The sequence below is a fragment of the Paenibacillus sp. LS-5 genome, assembly GCF_056121505.1.
Window position 1 is genome coordinate 1 of sequence record NZ_JBWAVA010000032.1, and the last position, 19,256, is coordinate 19,256.

Annotated in this window: 18 protein-coding genes and 1 pseudogene; 11 read left to right on the forward strand and 8 right to left on the reverse strand. The window is 52.5% G+C overall.

Annotated elements, in window-relative coordinates:
• On the reverse strand, positions 1-3,278 hold a 3,278-nt coding region (locus AC0MA3_RS25990; protein WP_474658279.1), incomplete at its 3' end, for a DNA polymerase III subunit alpha.
• A 143-nt stretch (positions 3,279-3,421) separates the two neighbouring features.
• Here AC0MA3_RS25990 and AC0MA3_RS25995 point away from each other — a divergent pair.
• The 4 genes from AC0MA3_RS25995 to AC0MA3_RS26010 all read left to right on the forward strand — a co-directional run bounded on the left by AC0MA3_RS25995 (position 3,422) and on the right by AC0MA3_RS26010 (position 5,497).
• Positions 3,422-3,745 (forward strand): YtrH family sporulation protein, encoded by a 324-nt coding sequence (locus tag AC0MA3_RS25995; RefSeq protein ID WP_379164426.1) that lies wholly within the window; start codon positions 3,422-3,424, stop codon positions 3,743-3,745.
• Positions 3,746-3,752: 7 nt separating this feature from the next.
• Positions 3,753-4,256, forward strand: a complete 504-nt coding sequence (locus AC0MA3_RS26000; RefSeq protein ID WP_379164429.1) for a sporulation membrane protein YtrI — start codon at positions 3,753-3,755, stop codon at positions 4,254-4,256.
• A 70-nt stretch (positions 4,257-4,326) separates the two neighbouring features.
• Positions 4,327-4,614 (forward strand): YtpI family protein, encoded by a 288-nt coding sequence (locus AC0MA3_RS26005; RefSeq protein ID WP_379164432.1) that lies wholly within the window; start codon positions 4,327-4,329, stop codon positions 4,612-4,614.
• Between the two features lie 31 nt (positions 4,615-4,645).
• Positions 4,646-5,497 carry a leucine-rich repeat domain-containing protein gene (locus AC0MA3_RS26010; RefSeq protein ID WP_474658280.1) on the forward strand — a complete coding sequence of 284 codons (852 nt, stop codon included), beginning with the start codon at positions 4,646-4,648 and terminating at the stop codon, positions 5,495-5,497.
• Positions 5,498-5,598: 101 nt separating this feature from the next.
• Here AC0MA3_RS26010 and AC0MA3_RS26015 read toward each other — a convergent pair whose 3' ends face one another.
• Positions 5,599-6,933, reverse strand: a complete 1,335-nt coding sequence (locus AC0MA3_RS26015) for a DRTGG domain-containing protein (RefSeq protein ID WP_379164438.1) — start codon at positions 6,931-6,933, stop codon at positions 5,599-5,601.
• 197 nt (positions 6,934-7,130) lie between these two features.
• Positions 7,131-7,418, reverse strand: coding sequence for a hypothetical protein (locus AC0MA3_RS26020; RefSeq protein ID WP_474658281.1), 288 nt, complete (start codon positions 7,416-7,418; stop codon positions 7,131-7,133).
• A 173-nt stretch (positions 7,419-7,591) separates the two neighbouring features.
• Here AC0MA3_RS26020 and AC0MA3_RS26025 point away from each other — a divergent pair, with 173 nt between their 5' ends.
• A complete protein-coding gene (locus tag AC0MA3_RS26025) occupies positions 7,592-8,167 on the forward strand; it encodes an LURP-one-related family protein (RefSeq protein WP_474658282.1) in 576 nt (191 codons plus the stop codon).
• A 190-nt stretch (positions 8,168-8,357) separates the two neighbouring features.
• Here AC0MA3_RS26025 and AC0MA3_RS26030 read toward each other — a convergent pair whose 3' ends face one another.
• Positions 8,358-8,702 carry a YlbF family regulator gene (locus AC0MA3_RS26030; protein ID WP_474658283.1) on the reverse strand — a complete coding sequence of 115 codons (345 nt, stop codon included), beginning with the start codon at positions 8,700-8,702 and terminating at the stop codon, positions 8,358-8,360.
• A gap of 138 nt (positions 8,703-8,840) precedes the next feature.
• Here AC0MA3_RS26030 and AC0MA3_RS26035 point away from each other — a divergent pair, with 138 nt between their 5' ends.
• From AC0MA3_RS26035 to AC0MA3_RS26060, 6 genes are read left to right on the forward strand one after another with little or no spacing between them, the layout of a single operon-like run.
• Positions 8,841-10,208 (forward strand): YheC/YheD family endospore coat-associated protein, encoded by a 1,368-nt coding sequence (locus AC0MA3_RS26035; RefSeq protein WP_474658284.1) that lies wholly within the window; start codon positions 8,841-8,843, stop codon positions 10,206-10,208.
• 10 nt (positions 10,209-10,218) lie between these two features.
• On the forward strand, positions 10,219-11,361 hold the full coding sequence (locus AC0MA3_RS26040; RefSeq protein ID WP_474658285.1) for a YheC/YheD family endospore coat-associated protein: 1,143 nt from the start codon (positions 10,219-10,221) through the stop codon (positions 11,359-11,361).
• A 40-nt stretch (positions 11,362-11,401) separates the two neighbouring features.
• Positions 11,402-12,778 carry a YheC/YheD family endospore coat-associated protein gene (locus AC0MA3_RS26045; RefSeq protein ID WP_474658286.1) on the forward strand — a complete coding sequence of 459 codons (1,377 nt, stop codon included), beginning with the start codon at positions 11,402-11,404 and terminating at the stop codon, positions 12,776-12,778.
• Positions 12,775-13,905 (forward strand): YheC/YheD family endospore coat-associated protein, encoded by a 1,131-nt coding sequence (locus AC0MA3_RS26050; RefSeq protein WP_474658287.1) that lies wholly within the window; start codon positions 12,775-12,777, stop codon positions 13,903-13,905. Before AC0MA3_RS26045 ends, AC0MA3_RS26050 begins: the two co-directional genes overlap by 4 nt.
• A gap of 14 nt (positions 13,906-13,919) precedes the next feature.
• Positions 13,920-14,441 carry a GNAT family N-acetyltransferase gene (locus AC0MA3_RS26055; RefSeq protein WP_474658288.1) on the forward strand — a complete coding sequence of 174 codons (522 nt, stop codon included), beginning with the start codon at positions 13,920-13,922 and terminating at the stop codon, positions 14,439-14,441.
• Complete coding sequence (locus tag AC0MA3_RS26060) at positions 14,423-15,553, forward strand: YheC/YheD family endospore coat-associated protein (protein ID WP_474658289.1); 1,131 nt, start codon at positions 14,423-14,425, stop codon at positions 15,551-15,553. Before AC0MA3_RS26055 ends, AC0MA3_RS26060 begins: the two co-directional genes overlap by 19 nt.
• Positions 15,554-16,084: 531 nt before the next feature.
• Here AC0MA3_RS26060 and AC0MA3_RS26065 read toward each other — a convergent pair.
• The 4 genes and pseudogenes from AC0MA3_RS26065 to AC0MA3_RS26080 all read right to left on the reverse strand — a co-directional run.
• Entirely contained in the window at positions 16,085-16,513 is a 429-nt protein-coding gene (locus AC0MA3_RS26065; protein ID WP_474658290.1) for a transposase, read from the reverse strand.
• A complete protein-coding gene (locus tag AC0MA3_RS26070; protein ID WP_474658291.1) occupies positions 16,447-17,049 on the reverse strand; it encodes a transposase in 603 nt (200 codons plus the stop codon). The genes AC0MA3_RS26065 and AC0MA3_RS26070 overlap by 67 nt, the downstream gene beginning before the upstream one ends.
• The gene (locus AC0MA3_RS26075; RefSeq protein WP_474658292.1) at positions 17,050-17,643 is read right to left on the reverse strand and encodes a transposase; all 594 of its coding nucleotides are present in this window, start codon (positions 17,641-17,643) and stop codon (positions 17,050-17,052) included.
• 566 nt (positions 17,644-18,209) lie between these two features.
• Positions 18,210-19,256: pseudogene (locus tag AC0MA3_RS26080) on the reverse strand (hypothetical protein); the annotation flags it as partial.

Here is a 19,256-nt window from a genome sequence, read left to right on the forward strand (position 1 = left end):
GCTCCGGCTGTGGCCGCCCGCCCGAGGCTTCCGGCCCGGGCGGCGGCTGCGCTGCGGCGCTGCAGCAGGCCGCGGAGCGTGTCCGCGCCAAGCGGCGCGACCTCTTCGGCCAGCAGCTTGAAGCCCTCATCCTCCTGCTGCACCTTGGCGCGCAGGGCCAGCAGGGCGCCCTTCACGATCAGGGCGCGGCTGCGTTTCCAGACCTCAGGGAAGAGTACGACCTCGCAGCGCTCGATCTGGTCTTCCCATTCCACAAAGGCCATCGCCTTACCGGCCTTCGTGGTGATTTCCTTGACGGACACAACCATGCCAGCGGTTACGGTCTGGCTCTCATCCGCCGCTTCGCCCAAGTCCATGAGCCGCTGCATGCCCGGCTCCTCAAGCAGCTCCGCAGCATCGTCCAATGGGTGCCCGGACAGGTAGAGCCCGAGCAGCTCCCGCTCCAGCTCCAGCTGCTGGGTAACCGTGAAGCTGGGAATATCCGGGTAGCGGATCTCCCAGTTCGGTGTCTCAATCAGATCGTCGAAGAGCTGAATCTGAAGCTCGTCGCGTTCCTTGCGCCACTTCAGCGCGGCATCCACTGTCTCGTCCAGCATCGCAAGCAGCTGGGCACGGTGGCCTGGGAGCTGGTCGAACGCTCCAGCCTGCAGCAGAGACTCCACCACCCGCTTATTACAGACACGAAGATCCACCCGGCGGCAGAAGTCGAGCAGGCTGTCGAACGGCCGCTCCTTGCGGACCTCCATAATATTCTCCACGGCCAGCGTACCGACATTCTTGACGGCTGCCAGTCCGAAGCGGATATGCCCTGCACCTTCGCCCGGAACGGGAGTGAACAGGACTTTACTCTCGTTAACATCCGGAGGCAGCACTCCGATCCCGCTGCGGCGGCATTCCAGCACATACTCCGCTACCTTGCGGTGGGTTCCCATCACCGCCGTCAGCATGGCAGCCATGAACTGGACGGGATAGTGGGCCTTGAGATAGGCCGTCTGGAAAGCCAGCACGCCATACGCCGCCGCATGGGCGCGCGGGAAGCCGTAGTTGGCAAACCGTACAATCATGTCGTAGACGGCATTGGCATCCTCCTCGGAGTAGCCTTGCCGAAGGCTGCCTTGCACGAAGTGGCCGCGCTCCTTGTCGAGCGTCTCCCGCTTCTTCTTGGAGACCGCCCGGCGCAGCAGATCCGCTTCACCAAGCGAGAATCCCGCCATCAGCGAGGCGATCTGCATGATCTGCTCCTGATAGACGATGATGCCGTACGTATCATCGAGGATCTGCTTCAGATCGGCATGCGGATACTCCACTTCGATCTGGCCATGCTTGCCGGCGATATATTTAGGGATGAACTCCATCGGACCCGGACGGTACAATGCTACCACCGATACGATGTCCTCGAAGCCAGTAGGCTTCATATCCTTAAGCACACGCCGTACACCTGCAGATTCCATCTGGAACACACCGGTGGTTTCGCCTGCGCTGAGCATCTCATAGGTTAGGGGGTCATCATCAGAAATGATGCCAAAATCAGGAACACTGCCAGTCATTTCTGTAATCCAATTCATGCTGCGCTCAATAATGGAAAGTGTGCGCAGACCCAGAAAATCCATTTTCAGCAGACCCACACTCTCCAGATGCTCCATGGAATACTGCGTGAGCGCTGTGCTCTCATTACCGGCCTGCAGAGGTACTGCATCGGTCAGCGGACCTTTGGAGATCACGACTCCTGCCGCATGGGTTGACGCATGCCGGGGCATGCCCTCTACCTTCATTGCCATGTCAAGCAAGCCTTTGATCTTCGGATTGCTGTCATAGAGGGCCTTCAGCTCGGGAGCCCCCTCCAGTGCCCGGGAGATGCTGATTCCGAGCTGTCCCGGAATCAGCTTTGCTGCTTTGTCCACATCGTTATAGGGCAGATTAAGTGCTCTTCCCACGTCCCGTACCGCTGCTCTGGCAGCCATCGTACCAAAGGTGATAATCTGTGCGACATGCTCTTTGCCGTATTTATTCACTACATAAGCGATAACCTCATCACGGCGCTCGTCGCTGAAGTCAATATCAATATCCGGCATTGTAATCCGCTCGGGATTCAGAAACCGCTCGAAGAGCAGGTTGTACTTCAGCGGGTCCACATCGGTAATCCGCAGACAGTAGGCGGTCAGGCTGCCTGCGGAAGAACCTCTGCCCGGACCTGTAACAATCCCGCCCCGGTGACAGAAGGCGATGAAGTCCCAGACGATCAGAAAATAATCGCTGAACCCCATCTTCTCAATAACGCCCAGCTCATAATTCAGCCGCTTCCCGGCCGCATCCTTCTCCTCGGGTGAAGACCAGCGCGGTGTATCCGCATAGCGGGCTTCCAGCCCGCTCCAGCAGAGCTCACGGAGATAGCCGGCAGCATCCAGGCCTTCCGGCAGCGGAGAATAGGCAGGCAGGATATGCTCGCCGAAGGTCAGCTCCAGATTGCACTTTTCAGCGATAATCAGTGTGTTCGCCAGCGCCTGCGGCACATGCGGGAACAGAGCAGCCATTTGCTCACCGCTCTTGAGGAACAGCTGGTCGGTTCCAATCTTCAGACGCTCCTCGTCATCCACTGTCTTCCCAGTGCCGATGCAGATCAGCACATCCTGGACCTCGGCGTCCTCTTTGGCCAGATAATGGACATCATTCGTAGCTACCAGCTCGATACCGCATTCGGCGGCGAGTGCAATCAGCTTAGGATTGACCCGCTTTTGCTCGGGAATCCCATGATCCTGCAGTTCCAGATAGAAATCCCCGCCAAAAATCTCCTTGTACCGAAGCGCCGCTTTACGTGCCTCTTCTTCACGTCCATGCAGCAGATGCTGCGGCACCTCGCCGCCGAGACAGGCACTTAAGCAGATGATACCCTCGGCATGGGCGGCAAGGGATTCCATATCAATACGCGGCTTATAGTGCTGGCCCTCCAGATGGCCGATGGACACGAGCCGCATTAGATTTTTGTACCCGGTCTCATTCTTCGCGAGCAGGATCAGATGGTAAATCGGCTGATCCTTGCGACTGCCCCGCTCACGGCGCGAACCTGCGGTCAAATAGGCTTCACAGCCGATGATCGGCTGGATTCCGTTTTCTTTGCACGCTTTATAAAAGGGGATGGCCCCATACATCACTCCATGATCCGTAAGCGCCAGCGATTTCATGCCGTATTCGCCGGCCCGGCGCACCAGATCTGTAATGCGTGCCGCCCCGTCCAGTAGACTGTACTCGCTGTGCACATGCAAATGCACGAAAGGGCTCATATCCCCACTTCCCTTCAGGTTCCAGAATCAAAACATAAGATGAAACTATTTTATCATATTCAAGGGGGAGCCGCCCATAGAATGAAGAAAGAGCACAAGGACAGGCTGAGGGAAGTGCTGCCTGGTTCAGAAAGGGGCCTTGTATGAACATTTTTTTGAGTAAAGCTGTCCTCGATTTTTTTATTGCTTTCGGAATCGTCCTGGGAGGGGCCATGCTGGGCGGTATGGGTGCCGTAGTCTCACTCCAGCCCCCGACACAGACCATGCTGGACGTGGCCGACCGGATTAAGATTTGGGCACTTGCCGCTGCTGTCGGCGGAACCATCGACCCGATGCGGGTGATTGAGAGCAACATGCTGGGCGGCAATCTCTCCCCTGCTATCAAGCAAATTCTTTATTTAGTCTTCGCCTTTCTAGGCGCTCATATGGGCAGCGAGCTGGTCAAATGGGTGTGCGGCAAGGGGTGAGCGGACCATGAGGGTTCCTCCCTTCCAGCGCTACCGCCGCTTTTCGCAGATTTCCGCCATCTTTGTACTGGGAATGGTTGTGGGAAGTGTCATGTATAACGCCATTTTTCATATGGGCTATAATGTGCTCTGGCTGAATAATAAAGATTTGCGCGATCAGGTAGAGCAGTACCGCAAGGATATCAAGACGCTCAAGAAATACAACAACACCTCCACCGTAATCCGGGAAATAAAGCTACGTACGGAAGACAGCACGGTGCAGGAAGGCGCTGCCGCTATCGATCCCGTCACCGCGAAGGAAATTATCAGCAAATTGAGTACAGACCTGGAGCCGATGCGCGGGCGCAGCATGTTCGATATCGATACCGACGGCAAGCTGGCCCGGCTCCTTTTGGACGGTAAAATCTACATCGTACGAGAGAAGGAATATGCTGTCCGAATCCGTACTATGCTCGTCATGGAGGGCGTGCTGCAAATCTGGGTTGAAATCAGCCCTTTTAGACGCAGCTGAGGACAATCATGGTACAATAGTTGGCAAAACACGGCTTTTACCACCTTGGCCACAAAGGAGCTGCCTGTCCATGATTCTGTTCATCAAATATGTGCTGTTCATTCTAATGATGGTCTGTATGATTGGTGCCGCCGTCTACAGTTTCTATTCCCGCAGAGCGCAAGACCCGCTGGAAAAAGGCGTCAAACGCTCCATTATGAACATTCTGCTGGGTGCCATGCTCGTATCGCTCTCCCTGATCTGCATGTTTGTGTTCCGCGGCTCCACGGTCAATGTAATTATCGAGGCATTGTTTCTGCTGATCGGGGCTTTCAACATCTTCTCTGGACTGCGCAGCTATGGATTCTACAAAGCTTGAATAATGAAGAAGATATGCAGGAGGTAACACTGTGAAATTCGATGGATCCCACAGCGGTCTGGCCGCATTACCGGACTTAGGACATTGCTTAAGTGAAGTAACTGATCTGAATCTCTATGACAATAGGTTCAGCAGCATTCCCAATGAGATTTTACTGATGCACAATCTGGAAATCTTGAATCTTTCAGTCAATAAGCTGCAGAGCATTCCACCTGAGATCCAAACACTCTACAAGGTCAAAATGATTGATTTTGGCCATAACCAGATCGAATCGGTTCCAGCGGAAATTGGAAAGCTGGCACAGCTGGAGGATTACCTCTATCTCCATAACAATCGTCTCCATTCCATCCCTCCTGAAATCGGACAGCTGGAAAAGTTGAAGTATTTGAATCTCAGCGATAATTCACTTGCGGAATTGCCCGCTGAGCTTGGCGGTCTTACCAAAATGGTCGAACTGCGGATTATGAATAATCAACTAACTGCCTTACCCGAAGCATGCGGGAAACTTATCAGCCTTAGGGAACTGCATCTGAAGAACAACTGTCTCTCCGTGCTCCCGGAGATATTCGGCGGACTGCCGCTTCTACGGGTTATGGATGCTGAAAATAATCAGCTGCTTCATGTGCCGGAATCATTAAGCGAATGTACCAGACTGCGGAGGCTGAATCTGCGAAATAACCGGATTTCCGTGCTCCCTGAGCAAATCGGACGGCTGACGAATCTATTAGAGCTAGATTTGAGGAGCAATCATCTCCTGGAAATCCCCGAGTCCTTGCTGGAAATCAAGGGACTGGAACGTTTGGACCTGCGCTGGAATCATGAATTGACCCTTCCGGGCTGGCTGCCGAGGCTAGAGGACAATGGCTGTATCGTATATTTGTAATTGGATGTACCGCAAAAAGACTATCTCCGGCCTTCGTAAGCGCGCGTGATAGTCTTTTTGACCTGTACCGGAAGGGTTGAAGTTCTCGCAGACCCTCCTCGTCAGCCGTGGTCAATCGATTGCAGCAGCAGTACCGCCTTGGCAACCAGTGTATCCATATGGCTAATTTCGATTTCGATTTTGCAGGTCCGGCGGCTGATCTCCAGCAGCTTCGGCATCACCATAATAGAGTGTTCAATCTGAACCGGACGGATGAAATAGGTGGACATGTTATCCAGTACATAATCATTGCCGGTAATATCCTTGGCCGCCTTGAAGGCGGATAGCGTCATCAGTGTTGACAATACACCTTCGGAGATTGTACCCAGGTCTGTTGCCATCTGCGGGGTAATAAAGCCGTGGAAGAACAGCTTTCCCTCCTCATCCCGCTCCTCGGCAAAACCGTTCCAGATCAGATGATCAAATGTTTCCCCTAGCTGGGGCTGATTGCTGACGTCCCGCAGGCTCTGCAGCACCTCTCTGCGGGTCAGCGAGCCTACCAGCTTGCGATTGCGGTCAACGATTGGCAGGAAGTCAATGCCCTCCCACATCATAATCTGGGCTGCGGATGCCAGTGAGGTCTGAAGCCCGGCTGTAATCGGGCTGCGGACCATGGCTTTCTCAATACTCTGTCCCTCTGCAAGCTCTTCTACATCGCGGCGGCCCACGATTCCAATGACCCGGTTCCATTCATCCGTTACCGGGAATCGCTGCTCCCCGCTGTCTAAGGATAGCTGACGGAGCTCGCTGACCGTGCTGGATATTTTCAGTGTGTTCAGGCGCGGCTTGTTGTCCACGATATCTTCAACCAGCATAATTTTCTTCTTGATCAACCGGTCAAAAATCGCCCGGTTAATCATGGACGCCACAGTAAATGTATCATGGCGCGATGAGATTACCGGCAGATCCAATTCATCCGCCTGCGCCTTAACTTCACGGCTTGTCCCGAAGCCGCCGGTCACAAGCACCGCCGCCCCCTGCTCCAGCGCAAGCGAATGCACATCCTCACGGTTCCCGACGATCAGGAGGCTGTCCGCATCAATATAGCGGATCATTGCATCCACCTTCATAGCGCCAATAACATATTTATGCAGATGTTTGTTCAATCCATCTGCTCCGCCCAGCACATGACCTTCTACGATATCTACCACATCACCGAAGGTCAGCTGATCGGAGATATTACGGGGTTTCTTCTCTACACGGACTGTACCGATCCGCTCCTTGGTAATGACGATGCCTAGATTCTCGGCTTCTTTCACCGCACGGTATGCCGTCCCCTCACTGACACCCATTTCCCTTGCCAGCTTGCGGACAGAGATTTTGGTTCCAACCTTCAGGCTTTCGATGTGCTGCAGCAGTTGTTCATGTTTGGTTATGTTATCAATTTGACCCTCCAACTGTTACACCCCCATGCTCCGATCTGTACTATTCTGTACTCATTATACACGCTTAGAATACAGGAGCACAACCGCTTCAGCCGGGCATTTTGATGACATGGATTCTCTCATTCATTCTCAGAGATTCCAGACCAAAAATCCCCCGATCCCGCTGTTATAGCGGACTCAGAGGATGAATAAGTGTATGTAGCCGATGATCAGGATCTTTGCGACACTCTGACCGGTTCATCTGTCCACTTGCCCTGCCACTGCTCCAGCTTATGCTTGCGGACGGCCTCCAGCCGTTTGTGCTTCTCTTCATCCACGCCGATAATGAAATGCAGATGTGACGCAATCACCAGGAAGGCAAAAATGCACCAGACCACACCGAAGCCAAGCACCCAGCCGGGGCCGTTATGAAAAGACAGCTGCGGAAGCGCGTAGAGCAGCATCGCCAGTGCCGCCAGCATGTAGATGACATGCTTGAATTTGTTTCTTTTTTTCATTGAAGACCGCTCCTTCTCTCAAGGTTGTTCAATTAAATCTATATCTCTACTCTATGAACCCGCCGGCTGAATTATGAGACAAGTTATAAAAAAAGCTGCGAGAATGTGGTTTTGCATATGGCAGGGTCCTACAGGTTATGAGATGATGAATGCATTCCAGGGAGGGATTTCCATTGAACAACGCATTTAACTATTCTGAGTACATTATCCGCAAAAAAGTATTTTCCATCATGGGAGCCAACCTGCATATTTACAACAATTCAGAGGAGCTAGTGCTATATTCGCAAATGAAGGCATTTAAGCTGAAAGAGGACATTGCTCTCTACACCGATGAGAGTATGGCACAGGAATTACTCCGCATCAAGGCGCGTAAAGTGATCGATTTCAGCGCCACCTATGATGTGCATGATTCAGAGACTGGCGAACATCTCGGTGCACTGCGCCGCAAAGGTCTCAAGTCGATTGTGAAGGATGAATGGGTTCTGCTGGACAACAAAGATACCGAGATCGGTTTGATCAAGGAAGACAGCACATTTATGGCGCTGCTGCGGCGTTTCATTACACTGATTCCACAGAAATACAACATCGAGCTCAGAGACGTCACCATTCCAGCCTTCCGGCAGAACTTCAATCCTTTTGTCACCAAAATCATCGCGGACTTCTCCGAGGACCGCAAAGGTCTGCTTGACCGCCGTCTCGCTCTGGCTGCCGGGATTCTGCTCTGCGCGATAGAAGGCAAACAGGATTAGTCTGATCCTGCGGAAGATTGTATCCGGAAAGTCGCTATGCGTGAAACGGCTGCTCATAAGAATGAAGCCAGCGCCGAATCATATGATTGTAGGTTGTCTCAACCAAACAGGGGTCGTTCCTCCAGCCGTATTGGCTGTTGGAACGACCCCTGTTTGTACACTATGCAGCTTGTATTGTGCAGGCTTAAGGCTACTCTGCCCCGCCGTACATTTGGGATAAGCTGTCTGTAATGATTTTGTTCACATCCTCTATAACCACGCTGAGACGCCGTTCCGCATCGAACAATCTCCGGATGCCCAGATTCAGGTTCAGCACCTCGAACAGCTTCTCCATCTTCTCCATTTCCTCCTGGGGAGGCATCTCTCCGCTCATCATCCGCTGCTGGAGCTCAATCTGGCTCTGACGGAAATTATCGAGCATATGCTTGCTCTCCTGATCTGCTTCAATCACCTTCATTGCACTTGTGATATCGGCTACCTCGCTGCTGTCTTTGATGGCACGCGCCAATTCATGCGCCTTGTCGATTACGTTCATTGTTGTTTCCTCCTAAAGTTTTATGAGCATACAGAATAGGTCAATCACCAAGGGTCAGATGTCTCCATATGATGAATGATATGCAACCCTTAAGATTCAATAGCCGGCATCATGCTGCCTACCGGAAGGAGATCCACGATGTCTAAGTTCAAGATCCCGGTCCACACGGTCCACTCGGGCATCCTGCAGGAAAACGCTATAATGCTTGGCGACAAATCCATGAAAAAGCTCAAAATACCGGTTCATGGTTCCATCCAGCTCACCTTCGGCTCATTCCGGCAGGAGGTCACGGTTATTCCGGTTCCCAAATCCGACAGCCTGCGTATCAGCGAAGCAATGGCCCGCCGGCTCGGACTCAGACAGCGGCTTACGCTCAATGTCTCCTACAGCCCGGGTAGCCGCACCTTGCGCCTCGGGCCGATCATCGGAGTGCTGGTGAGCCGCGACCACCCCGATCACCCTGACCGGCTGTTCGGCCCGATTACCATGTTCTGCCGGGAGCTGACCCATGCCTGCCATGCACAAGGCGCCTATGTATATTTCTTTACCCCGGAAGCGCTGGAACCGCGCAGCCCTTCCATTGAGGGCTGGGTATACGATGAGGGCTGGCGGAAGCTGAGTCTTCCAGTTGCCGATGTGATCAACAATCGGCTTACGACGCGAAAGGTAGAGAACAAACCTAGCGTACAGCATTTTCTGGCTGATGTAAAATCCCGCTATGGCACACATTTTTTCAATGAAAAATTTCTTGACAAGACTGAAGTATTTGAAGCGTTGGCGCAAGATGCCGCGCTGCAGAGGTATTTGCCGGAATCCCATGCCCTGAAAGGTTTTGCGGTGTTAAAGAAAATGTGCAGCACCTACAGCAGTGTGTTCCTCAAACCGGTCCGCGGCAGTCTCGGCAAAGGCATTCTGAGAATTTCCAAGGAAGAGGGCGGCGGCTACCAGCTGTTGTCCACCACACCGCTGGGTACACGCAAACAAAGTTATCCCAGCCTGACCAAGCTGTTCCAGTCCGTCACCCCCAAGATGAAAACGACGCGTTATCAGATTCAGCAAGGTTTGCCTCTATTGGAGCTCGGGCGGCGGCCTGTAGATTTCCGGGCTCTTGTGCAAAAGAATGGCACAGGCAAATGGGGCGTCACCTCCATTGTCGCCCGTACAGCCGGGAGCAATCATTTTGTCTCCAATCTGGCACGCGGCGGAACACTTAGCACAGTACGGGAAGCTATTTCGAAGAGCAACCTGCCCTCTGGTGTGAAGGAAAGCTCACAGGCTCAGCTGCCCAGGGCGGCACTGGCTATCGCAAGAGGTGTAGAAACCTATATTCCTGCACATTTCGGTGAACTGGGCATTGACCTCGCCCTCGACCAGTCTGGACGAATATGGCTTTTGGAGGTCAATTCCAAACCGTCCAAGAACGACAACACCCCGCTGAACGATCAGAAGATCCGGCCGTCTGTGAAGCAGATGATTCTATACTGCCGCTATCTGGCCGGATTATAAGGAGGACATCATGATGGAGACAGCACTGGGGTTCCTGGGTATTATGACTGGACGAAGCCATGGGAATCCCCCTATCGCAGAACCGGAGTTCTGCACCCAGTTATGCCGGGCAGCCCCCTTGTACGATCTCCAGATCATCGTGTTCCACCCGTATGGTGTAAGCAGTGACGGTCAAACCATCAGCGGATATACCTGGGAAGATGGAGAATGGAAGACTGCCTGCACCTCTGCACCGGATATCCTATACAACCGTTGTCTGATCACTAGTCCGCAGGAAAAAAGAGTAGTTACCTCTGCCTTGTCTGCCCTCTCCGGCTCTATCCCCTGGTCCCGCGGACTTCCGGATAAGTGGGGAGTCTATGAAATTCTCCGGCGCAGCCGCAGGGTTGCCGGGTTTCTGCCCGAAACCCGGCTCTACAAGAACACCGGGGATCTTGGAACCATGCTTGCGGAAAGAGAACAGGGTGTGTTTCTGAAGCCCCGGGCCGGTTCTCATGGTAAACGTACGCTTCATGCTGTAAGACTACCCCACAGCCAAGGCGGAGGAATTAGCCTGCGCGGAAGGAATGGGGCAAACCTTCCTTTTCAACATGTGTTCGGCTCACTTGATGAGGGTCTGGACTGGGTCCAGGAATTCATCGGCTCGCGCCGCTATATTATTCAGCCTTACCTGCAGCTTACGAGCAGAGCAGGCCAGCCGTTCGATGTGCGCGTGCTTATGCAAAAGAACGGGCACGGCGTCTGGATGCTGACTGGCATGGCTGTTCGGCTGGGCAGCCGCGATTCACTGACTTCGAACCTGCACGGCGGAGGGACCGCAGTCGTTCCGCTGCCGTTCCTGCTTGCAGAATACGGAAAGTCCGGAGAAGAGCTGCTTCAGGAGCTGGCCGGAGCAGCAGCTCTTCTGCCTCCCTTACTGGAGGAGACCTGCGGCAGACTCGGAGAACTGGGTCTCGACTTCGGCCTGGATCCTGCCGGCAGAATCTATCTGCTAGAAGCCAATTCCAAACCAGGGCGCACGGTGTTCCGGCTGACGGGTGACCGCCGGGCTGCTAGGCTCGCCGCCGAGAACCCGCTGCGCTATACCAGGCATCTGCTTCGTACTTCATCGGCGGACACCCGCGTGTTCGCTGCTGGACCGCTCCATTATTAACGGGAGAATGAAATCAATGGTTCCTAAGGAGGATTCATAAATGGGTCTCACTTTTTGCAATGTTCATTTTACCAAGCAGCCCCAAAGAGTAGTCTACGTCTCGGGTGAACTGATGAGAAGTCTGAAACTGACCGGTAAGAAAAACATCCGCCTGCGGCTGGGCAAGGATGCGATCCCGGCGATGATTAAACCGATCAAACGTGCGGGTAAACATCTTTTTCTCGCCTCAGGTGTGAAGAGTGCAATCAAAATCCCGAATTCCGGCGGTGTCTATCTGCGAAATCTGCAGAATGATGAAGTTCAGCTTGGACCGCTTGTCGGCGTGTTGTCCGACGGTCCGGCATCTTCTTCGGCGCAGCCCTTCGGTTCCCGTACCGGCTTCATCAAGCAGCTGCTGCGGGAAGGAAGTAACAAATGCTATATCTTCGCGTTCATGCCGCGGGACATCGATTGGCAGCAGGAGCAGGTCAATGGCTATTTCCTGAATGCCAGCGGTAAATTCGAGCGCAAGCTGGTCCCGCTTCCGGATGTTGTCTACAACCGGCTCCCCAGCCGCAGAGCTGAGACTTCTCCCTACATTAACCAGCTCCGCGAACGTTTTGGACGTAAAAAGATTCCCTATTTCAACTGGAGTTTTTTCAATAAATCAGATATTTACCGGCTGCTGGAGAATGACAGTGCGGCGAGCCGCTTCGTACCCGAGACACACAGCAACCCAAGTCCGGAACAGATGAAGGATATGCTTGACCGCCATCATTTCGTATACTACAAACCTTCGGCAGGCAGCCTGGGGCACGGCATTTACCGGCTGACCTACCTGCCCAAGAAGGGCTACTTCGCCCGCTATCGGAAAAGCGGCAAGAACGTGCTTCTTCGCTTCGCCAGCTTCGAAAGCCTGATGCGGATGCTGCGGGGCCGGCACGGCCAACACCTGCAGAACTATGTAGTACAGCAGGGCATCCGGCTGATTGAAATTGACAGCTGCCCGATAGACTTCCGTTTTCACATGCACAAGAATGGCAGCAATCAATGGGTTGTCGTCGGGATCGGCGCCAAAAAAGCCGGCCGGGGCAGTGTCACTACCCATCTCAAGAACGGCGGCGCCCTGCTCACTCCGCAGCAGGCTCTGGGCCGTGTCTTCGGGGCCAGAGCAGACGAAGTACTGCAGCGGGCCAAAACAACGGCTGTCAAGCTTGCCGAATCTCTGGAGATCCAGCACCGGCATCTGATTGGTGAAATCGGTTTTGACCTTGGCATCGACCAGGATGAGGATATCTGGATGTTCGAGGCAAATGCCAAACCGGGACGCTCGATCTTCCGCCATCCTTCCCTGCGTGCTGAGGGCAAAGCTTCCATCGAGCATATTCTGGAGCACTGTCTATACCTCAGCAAATTCCGCAGGAGGGATGAGTTGTGAACAGCCGAATTCCCGATCCCGGTAAACCTGTAATCGCCATTCTGACAACCAGCGACAGGCTGCGGCAGTTCCGCGGGAACCGCGAAAACTTCCGCGATATTATCCGCACCGGCAAAGAAATGGGATATTTGGTGTATGTCGTCACTGTCCGCGATCTGAAACTGGATGAGCAGGTGGTGAACGGCTTCGTGCCCTCCGCCAGCGGCAAAATCTGGTACGGCACTCCCATGCCGCTGCCGCAGGTGATCTATAGCCGCATCCCCACCCGGGAGGAGGAGGAGAAAGCGCCTGTCGCCCGCAAAATAGCAGAATGTCTGGAGCATCCTGACATCCACTTTTACAATCCTAATTTCTTCAATAAATGGAGTCTGTTTGAATGGCTCAAGGAATCACGGGCCACCTCAAAGCATGTACCCAAAACAAGACGCCTGCGCAGTGCAAATACGCTGGTTGCTATGCTGAGGATTCATGAGAGCCTCTATCTCAAACCCGAGGACGGGAAAGCCGGCAAAGGGATCATGCGTCTCAAGTGCCGCCTGGACACCAGCCTGCCTTACCGCCTGCAAATTCAGAGCGGCAAAAAAAACGTGACCTATAAAGCGGCTTCGCTTGAGCGTCTCTGGGCACGGATCGTCAAGGAAAAAGGAGACTCCCGCTATATTGTGCAGCAAGCGATAGCGCTTGCTGCACACCGCGGCCGCCCTTTTGATCTGCGTGTGCTGCTTCAAAAGAACGGAAAAGGAGCATGGGCGATAACCGGAATCGGTGCACGGCTGGCAGGAGCCCGGAGCATAACGACCCATGTGCCACGCGGGGGCAGCATTGAAGAACCTGCCAGCATGCTGGAAGGGACCTTCGGTGCAGAGCGGGCGGCAGCCATTTTGAAGAGTGTCCCTACAACCGCGCTGCTGATCGCCCGGCAAATCGAACGTGCATCGGAAACCATGCTTGGCGAGATGTCCATGGATCTGGGTGTGGATCAGGAAGGCGGATTGTGGTTCTTCGAGGCCAACTCCCGTCCGATGAAATTCGATGAGCCTGCCATCCGGAAGCTGTCACTGGAAAGGATCTTTCACTATGGCCAGCATCTGTCCCGTCATAGCAAACAGCCAAGAATCCCACGATAAGGAAGTGACTCGCCATGCAGATATCTTCCATCTACGACAGCGACCCGGAGCGGTGGCACATCAGGCTCGCGGGACTTCTGGAATTCTTGAGAGAGCACGGTGAGCGGCGGATTACGCTTCGCGGTTGCAGAGTGCTGGCCCGCCTCACACCGGAGCAGCTGTCGCAGCCCGGTGTATCTTTGCTTGTGGCCACCGTGCGCGGCCAGAACGGACGCCAGCTTGCCGGTGTCAGCTTCGTGTCCGGCTTCGGCAAAGAAGCCTGCCTTGTCGCCGTCCATCCCTTGTACCGGAACCGCCATACCGGAACAGCGCTACTGTCCGCTCAGCTTGAACGCCTTGGCAGTCTGGAATGCGCCGTAGCGTGCGACAATACGGCAAGCCTGAAGATGTGCTTCAATTCAGGGCTAGTGGCTGTCGCATTAGCCGATGGCCCTACTGGCAAACCCACACTGCTGCTGCGTTCGCCGCTTCATCCGGGCAGCCCGTCCACAATACTTCCACAAGAAGGTGAACTCCTGTGCCAGAACCCGTCTTAGGCATCCTTACGCTCTATCTGAACGAAGCCAAACAGCTGGAAGAGAAAAGTGTCTACCGGAGGATGATTATTGAAGGCAGCCGGATTGGCCTGGATGTCTTTGTGTTCACCCCCGCCGACGTTCACGTCAGCAAAGAACAGATTCACGCGCTTGTCTATGATGTGAAGAGCGGAAAATGGTTGCGCAAATGGCGCTCCTTTCCGAATATGATCTATGACCGCTGCCGGATTCAGCGCAGCCAGCGCTTCCAGCAGCTGCTGCGCTTCCGCGCGCGGTACAGCCACCTGACCTTTCTGAATCGCCCGCTGCGCAATAAATGGACGGTGCATCAGACCTTTTCGCAGCGGAGCCGCTTCCGGAAGCATATGCCGGAAACGCTGCTGTACCAGTCCTCTGCTGACCTCCACCGGATGCTGAAATCTAGTCCGGTCGTCTATGTCAAACCGGTCAACGGCACCGGCGGACGCGGGATCCTGCGGATCGAACGTCAGGGCCAAGACAAATCTCTCTACGATATCCAGGGACGCCGCCAGAGCCGGCAGATTATCGCGCCACGGAAGGTTTCGCTTACCCGCCTGGATTCTATTGTGCGCCAGTGGTGCCTCGGCGGACGCTTTCTGGTGCAGCAGGGCATCCCGCTGCGCCTGCCAAGCGGACGTTACCATGACTACCGCATGCTTGTGCAAAAGAACGGCCACGGTGTCTGGGAGCTGACCGGCATGGCCGGCCGGGTGGGTGCCGCCCGCAGCGTCACCTCGAACTTGCATGGCGGCGGTCACGCCATCCGTGCCGAGATTCTGCTGAAGCAATGGCTCGGGAGTGAAGACAAAGCTGATAAAGCGGTGAAGACCGCAGAGAAGCTGGGCCTCGACGCTGCCGCTTATCTGGAGGAGAGCTTCGGTGCCCTCTGCGAGCTGGCGCTGGATCTCGCCATTGACCGCGAGGGCCGCATCTACGTACTGGAGGTAAATCCCAAGCCTGCCCGCGAGGTCTTCGCCCGCTCCGGCGACAGCGGGACTTACCGCAAAGCGCTGGTCCGCCCGCTGGAGTATGCGATGTGGGTGTATAAGAATAAGAATACGCCGAGTTCGGTGAAGACGGTTGAGGAATAGAGGTATTCGAAAAATAACCGCTCTTCCTGATTGCTTAAACTGTAACCCAATTTGAGGAGGGTTTAAAAGAAACAGCAACAGACCTAACCCGCAGGAGAAGACTTCTGAATTCAACAGGAGTCATCTTCTATAATGTCCAGTGTTTCGCTCGGAGTTAGGCGATATACTCTGAAACAAAAGCCCTGACTTCCGTAAGAAGGGTATCTCTTACGTACTACTGACAAAAATAACCGTGGATCTTTTCAATGAGCTCTTCTCTGTTCCAATGACCATGTCTATTATTGGTAGAAGACGGCCATTGCTTCTGGCAACATCCGGAAGGCAATTCCGGCCGACGTTATGTTTCAGCAGAAACAGGGTAAACTCAGAATTTTTTGTTCCTTATGGATCTTCTTCAACGATATGACCCTAATTGAGGTGACTAGCCCCTAACTAAAAGGGGCTGTCCCAAAAGTAGTTTTTCTACGAGTAGAGGCAAATCCTTCTCATTTTCAAAACCGCAAAAAGGTCAAAAGAGCAACAATTCTCCCGTCACTGGAGAATTGTTGCTCTTTGTTTTTGGTCATTTGCAGCTTGCTTCAATAGATTGTGGGCAAGCGAAAGCCACCCGACTTCAAGCGTCACTTTTTCCATGCCGCGAAGCAGAAATCGCCGGAATCCCTGGTTGTTCTTCCATTGTCCAAATACACTTTCCGGTTCCGTCATTCGGCGTACGGCCAAGGCGTAACCTTCTTCACTCCGGAGAATTTCCCGAGCCTGACTCTGGTACCGCAGTCGTTCCAAACTGACAACTACTTCTCGATTCCCCTCGGCTTTCGTGCATCTTTCCTTCAGTGGGCAGCCCTCGCAGCTCTGGCTACGGTAATGACGTTTTCGGATTTCATATCCACTCTCTAACGTTTCCTTGCTTTCTTTACGGAAATGCAGCGTTTGTCCGGCAGGGCATGTCCATGTATCCACGGCTTCGTCGTACGTCCAGTTCTCAATCTTTCCGACATTCTCTTTCCAAGCTTTGCTCTTTTCTTTATGGTAGCTGCCGTATTTACGACCGCCTGAATCTCTTCCTTTTCTAGGTAGGCGTAGTTTTCCTCACTGCCATAGCCAGCATCCGCAATGACCTTCCTGGGAAGTCCCCCCAGGAACTGCCTCGCCTTTTCCATATGCGGCTGTAAACAACGGGTATCCGTAGGTCTCGGGTGTAGACTATAGGCTAAAATAAATTGGTTTTCTGTTCCGATTTGTACATTGTATCCCGGTTTGAGTTGGCCATTTCGCATGTGGTCTTCCTTCATCCGCATGAAAGTCGCATCCGGGTCGGTCTTGCTAAAACTGTTTCGGTCGCCAAGCAGCTTTTGGTACTGTTCGTACTTCAGTAGTCGGGGTAGCAAATCCTTCCGAAGCTTCCGAACGACTTTTTTCAGCGGCTTGTCTTTAGGTTTGTCCAGGAGCTTAGACTCCAGCCCCTGGATCAGGGTTTCCAGCTTCTCACTGTTCATCTAGTAAGATTCACCGAGCTCGGCGAGGTCCTTTCCCTGGGACTCCTGTTCTTCTTGGTGCTCTGCCACTTCAATGTCAGCAAACAGAGCTTGAACCATCTCCTGTAATTTCGCTTTGTATTTGCTGACTGCTTTGCCCCAAACAAAGGTGTAGCGATTGGCATTCGCCTCGATCTTAGTGCCGTCCACAAAATAATGCTCCAGAGACACATATTTTTCGTCAGCTAGAAACTTAAGTACGGCGGTAAATACCGTTTCGAGGACATTCCTCATCCGCTGGGAACGGAAGCGATTAAGAGTGGGGAAGTCGGGTCGCTGCCGTCCGGCCAGCCACATGAAAGGAATATTCTCTCGCACGGCTTTGGCGATTTGACGAGACGAATAGAAACGCTGAGTGTAAGCGTAGATAATGACTTTGGTGAGCATTTTAGGGTGGTAGCTGTCACGACCGACACCAGGATAGGCAGCGTCAAAGATGGAGTCGTCCAGCCGATTTACGGCAGCGTTAACGACACGAACGAGGTGATTTTCTGGAATGTCTTCTTCTAAATCCATTGGCAGACAAAGTTGGTCCATGGTATATTGAATGTACAAAAGAAACCTCTCCTTTGAAATGGTTGGTCGTACTTCCATTTTACCAAAGAAAGGTTTCTTTTTATAATTTTAGAAGGATTGTAGTCCATTTCCCGCTTAAACAGCGGAGAGGACGGACTGATTGTGGAAAAGCGGAAGCGGTCGCCTTGGTCTCCGGATTTTCACCGCTAAGGGGAATGAAAAAAATCTGAAGAGCACAGCGATTGGAACAACGGTCCGTTCACGGAACGTCCACCCAAGTACTCAAGTTGATCCTACTTCAAAAACCAGGGGCTATCCCAAGCAGCCATTTCATGGCTTTTGGGACAGCCCCTACTGATGTGAATGACTTGTAACCTACATCAATTATTTAAATGTAGTTTACAGACCATTCATACTTCATTACATTATGAAACTTTAACTGATATCTGGACTCCTCTCATTAATAAAAGGATAACGGTTAATCACTTTCAATAATGTAACTTTAATAATAAAAGGGCTATTTGTACTTAGAAAATTTACATTAACAAATTTTCCATACGTGCTTTTTGCAACTTTTAAATCAATGAATTCTGAATATCCATCTTTTAAAAATGCTTCTCCTCGGCTTTTTTTGTTTCTGTTTCCATTACATTTCTCTTAGATATTATTGAACCTGCAAGCCTGTTAGTGACAATTGAAACAGGATAAAGACGATAGGGATTAAGCAGTTGCTCTATCGAACTAAATATACTACGCTCTGAGAGCGGCTCCGAAGGAAGCACATCAACTTCCAGTTCCTTCAGACTGTCTTTTACACCGACAACCTCATAGTAGATTTTTTGTTTCCCCAATACATTGAGAATTAATGAAATCTCAGCGACTCCATTATAAAATTGGATATCTACTATGGTGTACCCTGCATCTGATAGGTCCTGACCGCCAAACTTACCTGTGCTTCCATTTGAAGATACTGTGTAGCCGGAAATCTTGACTTTTAAATTTTCATCCAAATGTTCATCGGCAGATACACTACCGTATACACTAACTTTTACGGTTACTTGTTCGCCAGCTATAACAGAAAGTTTACCTATCGAAGTATTATTTTTTAATTTAGTAGTCATACCAGATACTTCAATCCATTTAGGTGCAGACCATTCGGACCAAACTTGCTGATCCTTCACTTTCACTTGTACAATTAGAGGCTCAATCTTTGGAAGTTCAGTATTGGGAATCCATGAACCTGTAGTACTAGTCGAATTTTGTACCTTCACATCCGAATCCGCCACCACTTCTCCCGCCGCATTCAATACCTGTACCTGGTATGCGGTGAATACCGTCATTACCGCATCGGTTTGACTCCATTTGATCGAAGGATTGCTAATACTCACTTTTGAAGGTGCATCCTGAGTTCCCTCAGGATATTCTAAGGTCACTTTCGGTGCAGTATCCTCCTTCACCAACGCTGGTGTACTATGGGCGACCGTGGTTCCATCGCCCAATTGTCCGGAGTCATTGACACTACCCCATGCCCATACACTTCCGTCTGTCTTGGATGCCACTGTATAATTCGTACCTACCACTACCGCGCTCACGTCACTTATGCCAGATACTTTAGTGGGGGGGGTGCCGCTGCCACTTATCCAACTCCACAC

Coding starts and splice junctions, on each gene's coding strand:
- AC0MA3_RS26045 (WP_474658286.1), top strand. CDS start 11,402: ATGGGTCTCACTTTTTGCAATGTTCATTTTACCAAGCAGCCCCAAAGA.
- AC0MA3_RS26000 (WP_379164429.1), top strand. CDS start 3,753: ATGAGGGTTCCTCCCTTCCAGCGCTACCGCCGCTTTTCGCAGATTTCC.
- AC0MA3_RS26005 (WP_379164432.1), top strand. CDS start 4,327: ATGATTCTGTTCATCAAATATGTGCTGTTCATTCTAATGATGGTCTGT.
- AC0MA3_RS26040 (WP_474658285.1), top strand. CDS start 10,219: ATGATGGAGACAGCACTGGGGTTCCTGGGTATTATGACTGGACGAAGC.
- AC0MA3_RS26070 (WP_474658291.1), bottom strand. CDS start 17,049: ATGAACAGTGAGAAGCTGGAAACCCTGATCCAGGGGCTGGAGTCTAAG.
- AC0MA3_RS26020 (WP_474658281.1), bottom strand. CDS start 7,418: ATGAAAAAAAGAAACAAATTCAAGCATGTCATCTACATGCTGGCGGCA.
- AC0MA3_RS26035 (WP_474658284.1), top strand. CDS start 8,841: ATGTCTAAGTTCAAGATCCCGGTCCACACGGTCCACTCGGGCATCCTG.
- AC0MA3_RS26030 (WP_474658283.1), bottom strand. CDS start 8,702: ATGAACGTAATCGACAAGGCGCATGAATTGGCGCGTGCCATCAAAGAC.
- AC0MA3_RS25995 (WP_379164426.1), top strand. CDS start 3,422: ATGAACATTTTTTTGAGTAAAGCTGTCCTCGATTTTTTTATTGCTTTC.
- AC0MA3_RS26055 (WP_474658288.1), top strand. CDS start 13,920: ATGCAGATATCTTCCATCTACGACAGCGACCCGGAGCGGTGGCACATC.